At 68.0% G+C, this 16,000-nt stretch carries 11 protein-coding genes and 1 tRNA gene; 5 read left to right on the top strand and 7 right to left on the bottom strand.

Annotated elements, in window-relative coordinates; genetic code table 11:
* Positions 1 to 297: 297 nt before the first annotated feature.
* The gene (folK, locus tag QZY48_RS21585; RefSeq protein WP_295435023.1) at positions 298 to 858 is read right to left on the bottom strand and encodes a 2-amino-4-hydroxy-6-hydroxymethyldihydropteridine diphosphokinase; all 561 of its coding nucleotides are present in this window, start codon (positions 856 to 858) and stop codon (positions 298 to 300) included.
* Complete coding sequence (gene pcnB, locus QZY48_RS21580) at positions 845 to 2,221, bottom strand: polynucleotide adenylyltransferase PcnB (protein WP_295435022.1); 1,377 nt, start codon at positions 2,219 to 2,221, stop codon at positions 845 to 847. Before pcnB ends, folK begins: the two co-directional genes overlap by 14 nt.
* 128 nt (positions 2,222 to 2,349) lie before the next feature.
* Between pcnB and QZY48_RS21575 the strand changes: the two genes are divergently transcribed.
* Positions 2,350 to 2,425: transfer RNA gene (locus QZY48_RS21575), tRNA-Glu, on the top strand.
* Positions 2,426 to 2,807: 382 nt separating this feature from the next.
* Here QZY48_RS21575 and QZY48_RS21570 read toward each other — a convergent pair.
* Positions 2,808 to 3,089, bottom strand: a complete 282-nt coding sequence (locus QZY48_RS21570; RefSeq protein ID WP_295435021.1) for a YMGG-like glycine zipper-containing protein — start codon at positions 3,087 to 3,089, stop codon at positions 2,808 to 2,810.
* Between the two features lie 76 nt (positions 3,090 to 3,165).
* The gene (locus QZY48_RS21565) at positions 3,166 to 4,299 is read right to left on the bottom strand and encodes an OmpA family protein (protein WP_295435020.1); all 1,134 of its coding nucleotides are present in this window, start codon (positions 4,297 to 4,299) and stop codon (positions 3,166 to 3,168) included.
* 141 nt (positions 4,300 to 4,440) lie between these two features.
* On the opposite strand from QZY48_RS21565, the gene hrpA reads away from it, so the two are divergent.
* Positions 4,441 to 8,580, top strand: a complete 4,140-nt coding sequence (gene hrpA, locus QZY48_RS21560) for an ATP-dependent RNA helicase HrpA (protein ID WP_295435018.1) — start codon at positions 4,441 to 4,443, stop codon at positions 8,578 to 8,580.
* Between the two features lie 207 nt (positions 8,581 to 8,787).
* A complete protein-coding gene (locus QZY48_RS21555) occupies positions 8,788 to 9,045 on the top strand; it encodes a type II toxin-antitoxin system Phd/YefM family antitoxin (RefSeq protein WP_295435016.1) in 258 nt (85 codons plus the stop codon).
* Between the two features lie 65 nt (positions 9,046 to 9,110).
* On the opposite strand, the gene QZY48_RS21550 is transcribed toward QZY48_RS21555, so the two are convergent.
* Positions 9,111 to 11,336, bottom strand: coding sequence for a bifunctional (p)ppGpp synthetase/guanosine-3',5'-bis(diphosphate) 3'-pyrophosphohydrolase (locus tag QZY48_RS21550; RefSeq protein ID WP_295435014.1), 2,226 nt, complete (start codon positions 11,334 to 11,336; stop codon positions 9,111 to 9,113).
* Between the two features lie 352 nt (positions 11,337 to 11,688).
* Between QZY48_RS21550 and QZY48_RS21545 the strand changes: the two genes are divergently transcribed.
* Both QZY48_RS21545 and QZY48_RS21540 read left to right on the top strand, forming a co-directional pair.
* Positions 11,689 to 12,705: a hypothetical protein gene (locus tag QZY48_RS21545; RefSeq protein ID WP_295435012.1), complete on the top strand. Its 1,017-nt coding sequence runs from the start codon at positions 11,689 to 11,691 to the stop codon at positions 12,703 to 12,705.
* Positions 12,702 to 13,934, top strand: a complete 1,233-nt coding sequence (locus tag QZY48_RS21540) for a hypothetical protein (protein WP_295435010.1) — start codon at positions 12,702 to 12,704, stop codon at positions 13,932 to 13,934. The genes QZY48_RS21545 and QZY48_RS21540 overlap by 4 nt, the downstream gene beginning before the upstream one ends.
* Here the strand turns inward: QZY48_RS21540 and QZY48_RS34945 are convergent.
* Both QZY48_RS34945 and QZY48_RS21535 read right to left on the bottom strand, forming a co-directional pair.
* Positions 13,832 to 14,530, bottom strand: coding sequence for a hypothetical protein (locus tag QZY48_RS34945; RefSeq protein ID WP_366929748.1), 699 nt, complete (start codon positions 14,528 to 14,530; stop codon positions 13,832 to 13,834). The genes QZY48_RS21540 and QZY48_RS34945 overlap by 103 nt on opposite strands.
* A gap of 82 nt (positions 14,531 to 14,612) precedes the next feature.
* Complete coding sequence (locus QZY48_RS21535) at positions 14,613 to 15,854, bottom strand: DUF1015 family protein (RefSeq protein ID WP_295435008.1); 1,242 nt, start codon at positions 15,852 to 15,854, stop codon at positions 14,613 to 14,615.
* Between the last annotated feature and the right edge of the window lie 146 nt (positions 15,855 to 16,000).

Genomic DNA, 16,000 nt, shown 5'->3' with positions numbered 1-16,000 from the left:
TGAAAGTCCTCTCGACCGCTAGCTCGATGGCCAGCGTGCGGGGCGGCGTAGTCAGGGCTTCCAGCCCTGACTGTTCCAGCCCCGACACCGTCAGGCCAGGATGGCCTGACTACGCACTTTCACGGTAAAGCCTCGACCTCCAGTGGCCGGAACGGCGATCAAGGCTGCCCGGCCGTCATCGATTACGCTGTCCTCAGGATGATGGCCAAGCCATCAAAGCTCTTTTCCTCTTTGCGTTCATTTGCGTTTATTTGCGGACCTATACGCTTTCTTGTTTCAACGTAGGTAGTTACAGGTCTAAGCGGGAGCCTGAGGCCCCGACCCCGCAGCGGCCGTCGCCGCGCTCTCAGGCAGGCGCCGCGGCCCGTCCCGGTCCACCAAGGCGGCGAGGAGGTCCTGCAGGTGCCCGTAACCGGGAATCAGGAGCCGCGCGGGCGCAATCTCGGCCAGGGGCACCAGGACGAAGGAGCGCTTGGCCATCTCGGGGTGGGGGACGATCAGCCCCGGTAACTGAAGCTGCAACTCGTCGAAGACCAACAGGTCCAGATCCAGGGTCCGGGGTCCCCAGCGGGTCCCGTCGCGCACCCGGCCGTGGTCGCGCTCGAGCCCCTGCAAGGCCGCGAGCAGTTCGAGCGGTGTCAGGGTGGTGGCGAGGGACACCACGGCATTGACGAACTCCGGCTGCGCCGCCGGACCCAGGGGGGCAGTGGCATAGAGTGAGGAACGAAAACACAGGGTGCAGCCGGGGAGCGCGGCGAGTTCGTCCATGGCACGGCGGACCTGGGCACGCGGGTCGGCCAGGTTGCTGCCGAGCCCGATATAGGCCATGACCGATGCCGGTTGCTCAGGCGCCGTCATCGAACACCTCGGTGGCACTGACACCGCTCAGGTCACCGGCGTCCGACCCTGACCCGGCACCGGGCCCGCGTCGCCGTCGCCGGGGACGCCGCCGCTTGGTCCCGCCCTCGGCCATGGTCGTGCGCTGGGTCCCGTCGGCCTCCTGGAAACGGGTCCACCAGTCGGCCAGATCCTGGTCCGCCTCGCCCGCCTCGGCCCGCAGTACCAGGAAGTCATAGGCGGCGCGAAACCGCGGGTGGCCGATCAGGCGTGCCGGGCGCTTGCCGTCGCACTGGAGCAGGCGCGGCTGGAGCGCCCAGATCTCGCGCATCGGCAGTGAGTAGCGCTTGGGGATGCAGACCAGGGGCTGCTCGCGCGCACAGACCTCGCTGGCGGCCTGTTCCATTGCGTCCGCCTCCTCGACCCCCTTGGCCAGGAGTTGCTCGTAGCGTCGGCGCACCGGTTCCCACAGCAGGACCGCATACAGGAAGAAGGGCGCGACCGGCTTGTCCCCCAGGATGCGCTGGTCGGTGTTGGCCAGTCCGCGGCTCACGAAGGTGATGGGAAAGGACTGCTCCTCCTGCGCCAGACAGGCCTCGGTGTCGGGGAACAGGTGACCGAAGAGCCCGTAATGGCGCAGCTTCTCGAAGGTGTCGAGCCCATAGCCCGCGTGGAACATCTTGATCAACTCGTCGAAGAGGCGGGCGGCGGCGATGTCGCCGAGCAGCGCGCCCAGCGCGAACAGGGGCCGCTCGGTCCGCGGCTCCACCCGGAAGCCGAGCTTGCAGGCGAAGCGTATCGCCCGCAGCATCCGCACCGGGTCTTCACGATAGCGCTGCTCGGGGTCGCCGATCAGGCGCAGTTGCCCGGTGCGGATATCGTCGAGCCCGCCGGTGTAGTCGATCAGGGAGAAATTGCTGATGTCGTAGTAGAGCGCGTTGATCGTGAAGTCCCGGCGCAGGGCATCCTCGGCGATGCTGCCGTAGGAGTTGTCGCGCACGATCATGCCGTTCTCGACGTGGCGGTCCGCGTCGTCGTCGTCCGCCCCGGTCCCGCGGAAGGTGGCAACCTCGATGATCTCGCGGCCGAAGTGGACATGGGCCAGGCGAAAGCGTCGGCCGATCAGGCGGCAGTTGCGGAACACCCCGCGCACCTGTTCCGGCGTGGCATCGGTGGCGACGTCGAAGTCCTTGGGCTCGTGGCCGAGCAGCAGGTCGCGCACCCCGCCCCCGACCAGATGGGCCGCGAAGCCCTCCTGTTTCAGCTTGTAGAGGACCTTGAGGGCGTACTCGCTGATGTTGGCGCGAGAGATACTGTGCTCGGCGCGGGGCACGATCAAGGGGACCGGCGCGCTGCGCGGTGCCTCGGGGTGGGTTGCCTGCATCACGTGACCGGGAGGTTCCTTGAGGGCTTGGGCCGCCCCTTGAGGCGGCCGGGGATCGTAATAGTGTAACCGCCGCTTGTCGTGCGGCGAAGTCTCCGTATAATACGCCCTTCCTTGACGCCCGTACCGCTCCCTTCGTCTAGTGGTCTAGGACACCGGCCTCTCACGTCGGTAACAGGGGTTCAAAACCCCTAGGGAGCGCCAATTAGATCAGTCGGTTAGCTCGGGATTTCCCGGCTGCCGCGCCAACCGTCCGAAGCTTTTCCGACTATCGGGACCGGCTCGGGCGGTTTTTTTATGCCTGCGTACCCTGGATCAGGGCTGCGGGGCGCACGCCGCAAGATGCGCAATTTCTTTCAAGGTCCGACCGACGGTGCGTCGCAAACGCTGCCCGCGCGGCGTGCGGGCAGCCGAGGAATCGCGATCACAAGCCACGTTCCCCGCGTGGCCCGTCGCGGCTGAAGCCGCTCCCACCGTGTCGTTGCGCGACGTCTACGCTAGGGCCGCGCCCTCCCGTGTGGGACGCCTGGGTGGCGGCCGGGTCGGAGGCACCGGCACGCCTGACGACCGGCGATCTGGTCGGTCCTCAATAGTTGTTGTAGTTGCGGTTGTTGTAATTACGGTTGTTGTTGTACCGGTTGCGATCGTTGTTGCGCTGGTTCTGGTCGTAGATCGCGCCGCCGACGGCGCCGACACCGGCGCCGATCGCGGCACCCTTGCCCGCGTTGCCGCTCAGGGAGCCGATCGCGGCCCCGGAGGCGGCGCCGATGGCCGCGCCGGTGCCGACGCGCTGCCCGGTGGTGCTGCAAGCCGACAGGGCGGCCAGGGAGATGACGAGTACCGAGGTGGTAATGGTGAGGCGTTTCATTGCAGGGTCTCAGAGGGTTGGGTTACAGGGTGTCGCGGCGCCCGGGGCCCTTCTTCAGTCGCGGCCGCTGCGGTCGTCAGCGTGGGCCCTCCGTGGGCTTGAACTCGCCGACCGGTCCTGCGGTCGGCGTCGCCGGTGTGGGCGGCGGGGGCTGGTCGGTCGGGTTTGTCGGTCCTGGCGGCGGCTGGTCGGTCGGGCTCGTCGGCCCGGGTGGCGGGACGGCGTCGGTCGGGGTCGTTGGTGCGGGTCGCAAGGGCTCAACGATCAGTTCGACCCGCCGATTGCGCTCCGGCCGTGCCGGCTTGCGCTTGCCCACGGCGGCGGCCAGGGGTGCCTCACCACCGCGGCCGATGGCGGTGATCCGCTCGCCGACGACGCCTTTGGTCATCAGGTAGGCCCTGACGGCCTCCGCGGCCCGCTGTGACTGCTGCAGGTTGGAGGGTGCGTTGCCGGTGTTGTCCGTGTGGACCAGGACCTGGAGTTGGGTCTGGGGGTTGTCGTTGAGTATGCGGGCGATGACGTCGAGCAGGCGCCGGGACTTCGGCGGGACCTTGTCACCTTTGCCGTCGAAGGGGATACGCTGGCCCAGGTTGATCTCGACATGGGTGCCCTTGTTGACGGGCGCCAGGCGCAGGTCGTCCAGGGCCAGGGCGACCAGGGCGACCGGCTCGGTCACATACTCTTTGATTTGCTGTTGCCGCAGGGTGCGCAGGCTGATGCCCAGCACGCCCGGCCCGTGCTCGAAGACGGTCGGGGGGGCGGCCGCAGCGGGCTGGCCCGCGGCCGCTGCGGGCAGCGCGGACGCAACCGGCGCGGGGTTGGCGGCGCGGCCGACGCTCGGGCGCCGCGCCCGGCGTTTGGCGGCTTCGGTCGTCGTGGTCTTGGCGGGCTCCGCGGGCGCTTTGGACTTGCCGTTCTCGGACTTGGTCTTGGATTTCGCCTTCGACTTGGCGGTCTCGGTCTTATTCTTGGCCGCGTCCGCCTTTGGCTTCGACTTGGCGGCCGCGGCCTTGGGCTTGGACTTGGCGGGGGTCGTCCCCGCCGCCGGCTGGCCGGCGGCCGGCTCTGCGGCAACGGCCGGGGACGGCCCCGCCGCGAGCACCGCCAGGAGCAGGGCGGCGCAGCCGACGCCCAGCGTCGTGAGGCCGCGCGGGTGCTTGGGTGGGGTAGCCAGGGGCCACCGGGCGTGCAGCAGCGGGTGCGCATTCACGAATCCGTATCCTCTTTGCTTCTTGGTTGCCGGGCGGGCCGTTCTCGCGGTTGCCGTTGGCGCGGTAACATACCCGCTTTCCAGCGCGAATGCTGACATCCATTCGCCGACCATGGCCGCCGTATGTCGCTAGAGCCAGCCTTGCCCGTTCCCCCCAGTTCAAATGCCGATCCGCTGCCCTCCGACCAAGACCTCGATCGCTGCCTGATCGCCGACCGCCCGACCCTGCGGGCGCGTCGGCAGGGCTTGCGGCGCCGGGCGCGCGAGGGGCAGCCGCCCGTGGCGGGCCCGGCCCGGCTCTGGCAGGCGGTGCGCGCCTCCCAGTCGCTTGCGGAGCGTCGCGGCGCCTTGGTGCCGGTCATCGCCTATCCTCCGGAACTGCCGGTGAGCGAGCGGCGCGCCGAGATCGCCGAGTTGATCCAGGCCCATCAGGTGCTGGTGCTCTGCGGTGAGACCGGTTCCGGCAAATCGACCCAGTTGCCCAAGCTCTGTCTGGAACTGGGGCGCGGTGTCTTCGGGCGCATCGGCCACACCCAGCCGCGGCGCATCGCCGCCCGCAGCCTGGCCAGCCGCGTCGCCCAGGAGTTGGGCGCGGAGCTGGGCGGTCTGGTCGGATACAAGGTGCGCTTCCACGACCGGGTAAGCCCCCAGACCTGCATCAAGCTCATGACCGACGGCATGTTGCTCGCCGAGGTCCAGCACGACCGGGACCTGCGCGAATACGACACCCTGATCATCGACGAGGCCCACGAGCGCAGCCTCAATATCGACTTTCTGCTGGGCTATCTCAAGGGCCTGCTGCCGCGCCGCCCGGAATTGAAGCTCATCGTCACCTCCGCCACCATCGATCCCGAACGCTTCGCGCGGCACTTTGCCGGGCCAGACGGCACCCCGGCGCCCATCATCGAGGTCTCCGGCCGCACCTACCCGGTGGAGGTTCGTTACCGCCCGCCCGCGGACGACGAGAGTGCCGGCGAGCGCGACGACGCCATGCAGCAGGCGATCTCGGACGCCGTGGCCGAACTGGCGCGGGAGGGTAGGGGGGACGTGTTGGTCTTCCTGTCCGGCGAACGCGAGATCCGCGAGACCGCCGAGACCCTGCGCAAGCAGCACCCGCCATCGACCGAGGTCCTGCCGCTCTTCGCCCGCCAAGGCTACGAGGAGCAGGCGCGGGTCTTCAAGCCCCACGGCACCCGGCGGGTGGTGCTGGCCACCAACGTGGCCGAGACCTCGCTCACGGTCCCCGGCATCCACTATGTGGTGGACCCGGGGTTTGCCCGCATCAGCCGCTACAGCCACCGCGCCCGGGTCCAGCGCCTGCCGGTGGAGCGCATCTCCCAGGCCTCGGCCAACCAGCGCCAGGGGCGCTGCGGGCGGGTCGCCGCCGGTGTCTGCATCCGCCTCTACACGCCGGACAACTTCGCGGCCCGTGCCGCCTACACCGAGCCCGAGATCCAGCGCACCAATCTGGCCGCCGTCATCCTGCAGATGAAGCTCCTGGGCTTCGGCGGCATCGAGTCATTCCCCTTCCTGGACCCGCCGGACGGGCGCCTCATCGCCGACGGCTATCGCACCCTGGAGGAACTCTGCGCCATCGACCCGCGCGGCGAACTGACTCCGCTCGGACTGGAACTCGCGCGCCTGCCGGTCGACCCGCGCATCGGGCGCCTGCTGCTCGCCGCCGCCGACCACCACTGCCTGGCCGAGATCCTGGTCATCGCGAGCGCGCTCAGCATCCAGGACCCGCGCGAGCGTCCGCTCGACCGGCAGCAGGCGGCGGACCAGATCCATGCCACCTTCAACCACCCGGACTCGGACTTTCTCACCCTGCTGAACCTCTGGCGCTTCGTCGAGAAGGAGCGCAAGGCCCTGTCCAAGAACCAGTTCCGCAAGCTCTGCCAGCAGCATTTCCTGAACTGGAACCGCGTCCTGGAGTGGCACGACATCCACGCCCAGTTGCACGAGCAGATGCACGAGATCCAGGCGTTGAAGCAGTCCCGTGGGGCGGGGAGGCCAGTGCCCGAGCGGCGCGGCAACCCCGTAGGGTCCGCTGTGCGGACCGGCGATCTCACTGCACCTGCGGTGGTCCGCCCATCCTCCCCCGTGACCGCGGGGGCCGACGGCCGGGCAATCGAGGCCCCCGGCACCCCCGAGGAGATCCACCGCGCGCTCCTGACCGGCCTGCTCGCCAACATCGGCTTCAAGGACGACAACCGCGAATACCAGGGCGCCCGCAACAGCCGCTTCCTCATCCACCCCGGCAGCGGCCTGCACAAGGAGGGCCCCAAGTGGATCGTCGCCGCCGAGCGCATCGAGACCACCCGCCACTACGGGCGCATCGTCGCCCGCGTCCAGCCCGCCTGGATCGAGGCGGCCGGCGCCCACCTGTTGCAGCGCACCTACGCCGAGCCTCACTGGCAGGCGGATTCCGGCCAGGTCGCCGCCCACGAGAAGGTGACGCTGTTCGGCGTCACCCTGGTGCCGCACCGCCGCGTCAACTACGGCCCCATCAACCCCGCCGAGGCGCGCGAGATCTTCATCCGCTTCGCACTCGCCGGGGGCGACTTCGAGACCCGCGCCCCCTTCTGGCGTCACAACCGGGAACTGATCGAGTACGTCGAGCATCTGGAGGCCAAGTCGCGCCGCCGTGACATCCTGGTTGACGAGGAGGCCATCGTCGCCTTCTACGACCAGCGTGTCCCCCCCGGCATCTACTCCACCGCCCAGTTCGAGAAATGGCTGCGCGAGGCGACCCGCCGGGACCCCAAGGTGCTGCACCTGCGCATGGCCGACCTCATGCGCCACGACGCCGCGGCCGTCACCGCCGAGGCCTTCCCGGACGGCCTGCAGGTCGGCGCCACCCGCCTGCCGCTCGAATACCACTTCGACCCCGGCACGACCGCCGACGGCCTGACCCTGGTGGTCCCGCTCCCGCTCATCAATCAGGTCTCCGGCGAGCGTCTGGAGTGGCTGGTGCCGGGGCTCCTGACCGAGCGGATCACCGAACTGCTGCGCGGCCTGCCCAAGGCCATCCGCAAGAACCTGGTGCCGATCCCGGACACCGCCGCGCGCCTGGCCGCCTATCTCAAGCCCAGCGAGCGGCCCCTGGTCCAGGCCTTGGGCGAGGCGATCCGCGAACTGACCGGCGTGGCGGTCCCGGAAGGCGCCTGGGACCCGGGCGCCATCTCCGAACACCTGCGGCTCAAGGTCCGGCTGGTCGACGACACGGGCCGGGAGATCGCCACCGGCGCCGACCCGGCCGAACTCAAACGCGAGCACGGCGGCCAGGGCCAACAGAGCTTCGCCCAGATCCCGGCGAGCGGCCTGGAGCGTGAGGGCCTGACCCGCTGGACCTTCGGCGACCTGCCCGAGCAGGTGGATCTCACCCGCGCCGGCATCCGCCTGCGCGGCTTCCCCGCCCTGGTGGACACCGGCGAGGCCGTCGCCATCCGCGTGCTCGACTCCGCCGAGGGCGCCGGGCAGGCTATGCGCGCGGGCCTGCGCCGACTCTTCATGCTCCACCTGGCCGCCGAGTTGCGCCCCCTGAAGAAGGGCCTTCCCGGCCTCGTCCGCATGTCACTGCAATACGCCAAGGCCCCCACCTGGGAGCGCCGCACCCCAGTGCGGCCAGTCCCCGCCGAGCCGCAGAAGCCCGCGCAAGGTCAACTCAGCACCGCCAAGCCGCCTCCGCCCCCCGACCTGGCCGACGAACTCCTCGCCCTGATCCTGGACCTGACCTTCCTCGAAGGCCTGGACCCCCTCCGCACCCAGGCCGCCTTCGAGGCGCGGCTGAGCAGCCGCAAGCCCAGCCTGGCCAAAACCGCCCAGGAGGTCTGCACCCTGGCCGCCGCCATCCTGGACGCCTACCAGGCCCTGCGCCAACGCCTCGCCGCCATCACCCAGATCAACTGGCAGCCCTCCGTCGACGACCTGCGCGCCCAACTCGACCGCCTGGTCTTCCGCGGCTTCCTGCAGGCCATCCCCTACGTGCATCTGAAGGACTACCCGCGTTATCTGAAGGCCGCCGACCAGCGCTGCGAGCGCCTCCTGCACGCCGCCGCCCGCGACCAGCAGCGCCTGGCGGAACTGGCCCCCATCGAGGCCCGCTGGCGCGAGCGCACCACCGCCGCCGAGCGTGCCGGCCGCGAAGACCCGCGGCTGGATGAGATCCGCTGGATGCTGGAAGAACTGCGGGTCTCACTCTTCGCCCAGTCGCTCGGGACCGCCTATCCGGTCTCGGTCAAGCGTGTCGAGGCCCGGTGGCGGGAGTTGGGGTTGTAGGAGCTTTACCTTCTCTGGTGACACCGCTCCAGCGGTGTCACCCAGGTGTCGGCCGCTGTGCGGCCCGAGGCGGCCGGCACCTCCCCGCGGGGCTGGCCAGCGCCCGTAAGCGCAGCACCCACCGAGTGCGGTGCCGGTGAGCCCGGCGCGGAAGGCCGCGGGCCTTTGCTACACTCACACCTTCAAGCTGTCGACCGGAGTCCGCCGATGCCTGCCATCACCTACACCGAGGCGCGCAAACACCTGGGCGAGACGATCGACGGGGTCGTCGACGACCACCAGCCGGTCGTCATCACGCGCGCCAACGGCAAGAACGCCGTCTTGATCTCCCAAGAAGACTTCGACGCCTGGCAGGAGACCGCCTACCTGCTGCGCTCGCCGGCGAATGCGTCCGACCTGCGGCAGGCGATGGCCGAACTCGGCGAGCGCCGCGGCCTCGTCCAGCATGACCTGATCGAAGAATGATCTGCCACTGAAGTCAGGTGCCTCGGCCTTGGTCCACTACCGCCTCTGCGGTCCAGGCTACTGGGTCAGGACGCCCGCCGAACCTCCAGCACGTCGGGCGTCTGCGTAAGCTTGGCGAGTATCAGGTCCAGGTGGGCCTTGTCGCGTACCTCCACCGTGAAGCGCATGGCGGCCGTGTCGGTGGTGCGCTCGGAGTGTGAGTTGACGCCCAAAACGTCCACGTCGGCGTCGGCGAAGATGGATGAGATGTCCCGCAACAGGCCCTTGCGGTCGGCGGCGATGACCAGCAGGTCCACCGGGTAGGCGGCGTCGGCCGGCTGGTCGGCCCAGCGCACGCGCAGCAGCCGTGCCGCCTCCCCCTCCGGCAGGTGGCGGACATTGGAACAATCGCGCCGGTGCACGGTGATGCCGCGCCCGCGCGTGACGAAGCCGACGATGGCGTCATAGGGGACCGGCTTGCAGCAATGGGCGATCTGCGTCATCAGGTCGTCCACCCCTTCCACCACAACCTCCCCGGCGCCGGGCTTGGGTTTGCTGGGTGCCTTGGTGCGCGGTTCCGGCTCGCGCGCCTCCGCGCGCCCCTCGGGGTTGCGCGGCTCGCCCACTTGGCGCGCCACCACGCCGACCGACAGGTCCCCGCGGCCGATGGCGGCCAGCAGGTCCTCCCCGCGCTTGAAGTTGTAGCGGGGGGCGAGTTGCTCCAGTTGGGGCTTCTCACTGATGCCCAGGCGCACCAGTTCGCGGTCCAGGGCGGCGCGCCCGGCCTGCCAGTGCAGGTCGTGGTCCTGTTGTTTGAACCAGTGGCGGACCCGGTTGCGGGCGCGCGCGGTGATGAGATAGCCCTGGTGGGGGCTGAGCCAATCGCGGCTGGGGGCGGCGTTTTTCTGGGTCAGGATCTCGACCGTCTCGCCGCTGTTGAGCCGATAGCTCAGGGGGACGATGCGCCCGTTGACCCGGGCGCCCCGGCAGCGGTGGCCGACCTCCGAATGGACCTCATAGGCGAAGTCGAGCGGGGTCGCCCCCTTAGGCAGTTCGATGACCTTGGCGTGGGGGGTCAGGACATAGATCTGGACGGGCTCGAATTCGGCCTTGAAGCGCTCCAGGATGTCGGTGGCGTCCTCGCCCTCGCTCTTGAGCTCCAGGAAGCTGCGCATCCAGTTGATGCGACGCTGGAACTCGGCGTCCGGGCCCTTTCCTGCCTCCTTGTAGGCCCAGTGGGCGGCCACCCCCAGTTCGGCATGGCGGTGCATCCCATGGGTACGGATCTGGATCTCCAGCGGCTTGTCCCCGGGGCCGATGACCGCGGTGTGCAGGGATTGGTAGAGGTTGCCCTTGGGGCTCGCGATATAGTCGTCGAACTCCTTGGGGATGTGGCCCCAGAGTCCGTGGGCGAGCCCGAGCGCGGCGTAGCAGTCGGCCACCGAGTCGACCAGGACACGCACCGCGCGCAGATCGAAGATCTGGGACAGATCCACGCCCTTGCGCTGCATCTTGCGCCAGATGCTGTAGATGTGCTTGGCCCGGCCGGTGACCTCGGCCTTGATCCCGGCCGCGGCGAAGGTCCGCTGCAGGGTCGCGATAACCTCCTTGATGTAGCGCTGCCGCTCCTCGCGCCGCTCGTCGATCGCGCGGGCGACACGCTGGTAGGCCTGGGGCTCCAGGTAGCGCAGTGCCAGGTCTTCCAACTCCCACTTGACCTGCCACATGCCGAGCCGGTTGGCGAGCGGGGCATAGATGCGCTGGGTGTCGCGGCTGATCCGGGCGCGCCGCTCGGGCTCCAGATTTCTGATGGCGCGCATGAGGTGCAGGCGCTCGGCCAGCACCACCAGCACCACCCGCACGTCCTCGGCGATGCCGAGCAGGAGGCGGCGCAGGTTCTCCTCGTGCTGCTCCTGGTCCTTGGCGGCGATGATGGCCTCCACGTTGGCGATCTGGCCGATGCGCGCCAGGTCCCCGACCATGCGGGCGATGCCGGGTCCGAAGCGGTCCGCCAGTTGCGCCTCGGTCAGGTCGCCCAGGCCCAGACAGCCGTTGAGCAGGGCGGCGATCAGGGTCTCGTGGTCCATGCGCAATTGCGCCAGGATGTCCGCCGTGGACAGGACATGGCGCACATGGGTCTCGCCGGTCTCGATGCGGCGGTCGCCGCGGCAGCGGGTCAGCGCGGCGCAGGCCCCGGCGATCAGCTTGCGTTCCTCCAGGGCGTAGTTGGGTACCAGGTTGTCCAGCCAGTGCCGGATGGCGTCGTCGTCGCCGGTGTCCGGCTCGGGGAGGTTGTAGACGGGTTTTACCATATGAGCCAGCGGGTAGTTGAGTCGTTCGGCGATGCGCGGTCCCGGTGGCTGCCGCATCCGGGTCCGGCGGACTGGGGCCTGGCGCAGATTCACGCGTGGCGGATCGGTTTCAACGCCATAATAGCAGCCCAGTCCCGACGCGACCCGAGAAACCGCAACCGCCGTCGGCCGCGACGAATTCCAGGGTTGCCCCAGCGATCCGACCATTGCGCCGCGGTGTCGCTAAGGCGCAGGGGCGCCGTGGTTTGTCGTTCGGAGGCACCGCGGCGCTTATCAATATGATAAGCTGCCGTTGAATCAATGCCCATAGGTCACTTCCCTAGACACTGACAGGCCGGAGGATACGGTACGCATGAGAACCTCAGTCGTCATGACGATCGATGCCGAAGCCGATATCGCCGGCGGCATTGAAAGCTATTCGGATGGCTTTCGTCCAGTCATCGACCAACAAGTCGCCTGCAACATTGACGGACACAGCGAGGGACTGGGGTTTATCATCCGGACCTTGCGCGAGCGGGAGTTGCGTGCGACCTTTTTCGTGGAGGCCGCACAGGCTCACTACTTTGGTCCGTCCGCCATGGGACGCTACGTCGACCAGCTCCAGGAGGCGCGGCAGGACGTGCAGTTGCATATCCACCCTTGCTGGTTTTCCTATCGCAATGGCGTGCCTGATTTGCCACAGTTGCCAGGCGACTCCTGTGCGGCACTCTCGGAGCCGGTGTTGGAGGATTTTCTCGCCCATTGTATCGCCACCTTTCACGGCTGGACCGGGGGTCAACCCCTGGCCCTGCGTACCGGTAGCTTCCGCACCGGCCGCAACGTCTATCGGGTGATGAAGCGCTTGGGTATCCCACTTTCCTCCAATCTCTGCATCGGGCTGTGCGAGCCCGCGGAACCCGAATACCGACTGCCTGGCGGATGCCGTCTGATCGAGGGTGTCAAGGAATATCCCTTGACCTCCTTTCTGGACCGACGCGGACTGGGGCAAGCGCGATTCCGGCCCCTGCAAGTCAGGTCGTGCTCGAGCCTGGAAATGATCGCCATCCTCGATGGAGCCCAGGCCGCGGGCTACGAGACAGTGGTCATCCTGACCCATCCGTTCGAGTTCGTGAAGGCGGCCACCGAGAAGAACCGCAACGCCTGGACGCACGAGGTGTTGATTACCAATCGCACCGTGCGCTCGCGCCTGCGGCGCCTGTGCGATTACCTTGTCAAACATGAAGAGCGGTTCGAGGTATGCACCTTTGCCGACTTGGCGTCCCGCCCGCCGGCGTCGGTGCGCCCCGTTCGGCCGTTGCACGGATCGCCGGTTCTGTCATGGCTCCGGACCCTGGAAAACGGCTTCAGTGATCGTGTGAAATGGCTATGAACCGATCGGTGCACCGGGCTGCGCACCAGGTCATGGTGCTGGGCGTCGACTCTCCCATCGGCTTGGCGATGATACGTGAGCTCGGCAGGCACGGGGTGCTGGTGCATGGCATCGGCCGCTCCTCCCGGAGTCTGGGGCTGTATTCCCGCTATATCACTTCGCGGCACGTGCGTCAGGATGGTGACGAGGCCCTCCTGGCCCAGCTTCGGGGTATTGCCGAGGCGACCGGCTGCCACTGGCTGATGACCGTCTCTGAAGGTGATATCTGCTGGCTGCAACGGATGCGTGAGCGGCTTGCGCCGGTGGTGGTCGCCTTGGTGCCGGAGGCGCTTCCGATGGCGCGGGTGCTGGACAAGGCGACCACCATTGCGGCGGCACAGGGGCTGGGCATCGCTACCCCCGAGACTTGGTCGTGGCCGGATCTCGCCGCCATGGAGCGGGCTTTGCCGGGGCTGAGCTTTCCGTTGGTACTCAAATGGAGCCATCCGGCGCGCGTGCAGGTCAAACTCGATGAGATCGGCGTGGCATGTGAGAAATCGCTTTACGTTCATGATGCCGCGCAGCTGCGGGCCTATCTGGAACTGGTCAGTCCCGTGGGGGAGTTGCCGTTGGTCCAGCGATTCTATCCCGGTTACGGCCTCGGGCAGATGGCTTACATGGCTGGCGGCACGGCGCTCTTGCGTTTTCAGCATCGGCGGATCGCGGAATGGCCACCGGAGGGCGGGTTCTCCGCCGTCTGCGAGTCGGTGGGCTTGGACGCCCATCAGGACTTATTTGAGCATTCGCTCGAGCTGTTGCGCCGACTGGCATTTTCCGGGCCGGCGATGGTCGAGTATCGGTTCGATCCGCAGACCCGTCAGGCGGTGCTCATGGAAATCAATGGGCGCTTCTGGGGCAGTCTACCGCTCGCCTACCACGCGGGTGCCGACTTTGTCTGGACCGCCTATGCCGTGGGGGCGCTTGGCCGTACCGACACTGTCCAACCGGCTTATCGGGTCGGTATGCGGTGCCGTTACATTGTCCCGGAGCTGAAACGCCTGCTCCGGATTACTTTCAGTCCGGGGAAGATCCAGAATCGCGCCTTGACATTCAGTCCTGCGAAGGAGTGGCTTGACTTTCTGGCTGCCTATTTGGATCCGCGCACCCGGTACTTCGTGTTTGAGGTCGGCGATCCACTGCCCTTTTTCTCGGATCTCTGGTTCGCCCTTACCCGCCGCTGGGGGCGTTGAATGCCGTTGTGACCTGCTTGCCGCCAGGACTGCACGAGGCCGGACACACTGCGCTCGATGACGCGCAGGCAGGTGTCGAAATAGGCTGGGCTCAGGGTCATGGGGTCGTGAATATGCGGTCGCCGCGGCCTGCCCCAGAGTCCCAGCAAGGTGATCGGCGCCGGACAGTCGCCGAGTCGGCGTCGCAACTCCCGGGCCTGGCGTATCTCCATTACGACGTACAAGTCGGTTTTCCGGGGTGAGAAGTCCTCCCAGGCTGTTGCGCGATGTGCCGTCAGGTCGGCGCCGACCCGGGCCGCGGCAGCGATCGCATCCGCACAGGCGGCCTGCCCGGTCACTGTAGACAGTCCAAATGAGGCCGAGGGTACCCCCATCTCCCGGGCGAGTTGGTGTGCATAGGGGCTGCGACAGACATTGCCCGCACAGACCCAGACCAGACGCTCCACGCGCGCGAGATCAGGTTGGTCCAACGGGCGTAATCTGCCCGCTGCCAGTTCGCTCCAGGCGAGGCACAGGCGTATCAGTCCGCGCCAGGTGCCGAAGCGATCGTCCAGTCGGGTCAGGAGGGTGCGGTGTGCGGGCGGGGATCGGTGCATTATGGTGTCGCTGGTCTTTGCGTTAGCCGGAATGGAAAAAAGGGCCGGACCTGCGGCGCCCCGTCAGGGCGCCGGATGCGTCTCAATCCAGGCAATGACTGACCAGCCCGTCCGCCAGTTTGGGCTCGAACCAGGTGGACTTGGGCGGCATGACCTCGCCCAAGTCCGCGACCGCCATCAGTTCGTCCATCTGGGTAGGGTAGAGCGAGAAGGCAACCGCCCACTCGCCCGAGTCCACCCGGGCGCGCAGCGCCGCGAGCCCGCGGATGCCGCCGACGAAGTCGATGCGCTCGTCGCGTCGGGGGTCCGCGATGCCGAGCAGGGGGCCAATCACCTGGTCCTGGAGCAGACTGACATCCAGCCGCCGCACCGGGTCCGCGATGGGGCTGCGGGCGGGGTTCAGATCCAGCCGGAACCAGCGGCCGGCCAGGTACATGCCGAATTGGCCCGGCCCTTGGGGGGCGACGGGCTCCGGGGCCGGCGTGATGGTGAAGGCGGCGGCCAACTGCGCCAGGAACGCCTCCGGGGTCTGGCCCTGCAGGTCCCGCACCAGGCGGTTGTAGGGCAGGATCTGCATCTGATCGTGCGGGAACAGCACGGACAGAAACCAGTTGTAGGACTCGTCGCCGGTGTGACCGGGGTTGGCGGCGCGGCGTGCGGCGGCCACCCGGGAGGCGGCGGCCGAGCGGTGGTGACCATCGGCGATATAGAGCGCGTCCAGGGCGGCGAAGGTCGCGGTGAGCCCGTCGATGGTGGGCTGGTCGACGATGGCCCAGAGTTCGTGGCGCACCCCGTCCGGGGCCGTGAAATCGACCTCCGGGGCGGCGGCGCTCACGCGGGTCAAGACCTGGTCGATGCCCGGCGTGGCGCGGTAGACCAGGAACGCGGGGCCGGTCTGGGCATTGAGCACATCGATCTGGCGCACCCGGTCGTCCTCCTTGACCGGCCGGGTGAATTCGTGCTTCTTGATCCGCCCCGCGTCATAGGCAGCCACCGAGGCGGCCGCCACCAGTCCGGTTTGCACATGGCCGCCCATCGTCAGGCGATAGCAGTAGTAGCGCGCCGTCGGGTCGCGGACCAGCACGCCCTCGGTGTACAGCCGCTCCAGGTTCGCGCGTGCCTTGGCATAGACCGCCGGGGCATAGGGGTCGGTGTCCGGCGGCAGGTCCACCTCCGGGCGCGAGATGTGCAGAAAGCTCAGGGGCCGCCCCGCCACCATGGCGCGGGCCTCCTGGGCGTTCATCACGTCATAGGGCGGTGCCGCCACCGCGGCGGCACGGCCGGGGGCGGGGCACAGTCCGGCGAAGGGTTTGATCAATGGCATGACGAAACTCATATCGAAAGTACGTTGGTACGGAAAGAAAGTACGTTAGTAACGAGCCAAGAAGCTAAACACAATCGTTGTCGTTGTCGTTGTCGTTGTCGTTGTCGTTGTCGTAATCGTAATCGGAGAAGCGATGCACTTTGGGG

Origin of the sequence: uncultured Thiodictyon sp., assembly GCF_903828115.1 — a bacterium.
GTDB lineage: Bacteria > Pseudomonadota > Gammaproteobacteria > Chromatiales > Chromatiaceae > Thiodictyon.
The sequence above is the reverse complement of the archived record's forward strand: the minus strand, read 5'-3'. Positions and strand labels throughout refer to the sequence as shown.

Excerpts from the sequence above, each read along its gene's own strand:
- folK (WP_295435023.1), bottom strand. The coding sequence starts at position 858 with ATGACGGCGCCTGAGCAACCGGCATCGGTCATGGCCTATATCGGGCTC.
- pcnB (WP_295435022.1), bottom strand. The coding sequence starts at position 2,221 with ATGCAGGCAACCCACCCCGAGGCACCGCGCAGCGCGCCGGTCCCCTTG.
- QZY48_RS21570 (WP_295435021.1), bottom strand. The coding sequence starts at position 3,089 with ATGAAACGCCTCACCATTACCACCTCGGTACTCGTCATCTCCCTGGCC.
- QZY48_RS21555 (WP_295435016.1), top strand. The coding sequence starts at position 8,788 with ATGCCTGCCATCACCTACACCGAGGCGCGCAAACACCTGGGCGAGACG.
- QZY48_RS21550 (WP_295435014.1), bottom strand. The coding sequence starts at position 11,336 with ATGGTAAAACCCGTCTACAACCTCCCCGAGCCGGACACCGGCGACGAC.
- QZY48_RS21545 (WP_295435012.1), top strand. The coding sequence starts at position 11,689 with ATGAGAACCTCAGTCGTCATGACGATCGATGCCGAAGCCGATATCGCC.
- QZY48_RS21540 (WP_295435010.1), top strand. The coding sequence starts at position 12,702 with ATGAACCGATCGGTGCACCGGGCTGCGCACCAGGTCATGGTGCTGGGC.
- QZY48_RS34945 (WP_366929748.1), bottom strand. The coding sequence starts at position 14,530 with ATGCACCGATCCCCGCCCGCACACCGCACCCTCCTGACCCGACTGGAC.
- QZY48_RS21535 (WP_295435008.1), bottom strand. The coding sequence starts at position 15,854 with ATGCCATTGATCAAACCCTTCGCCGGACTGTGCCCCGCCCCCGGCCGT.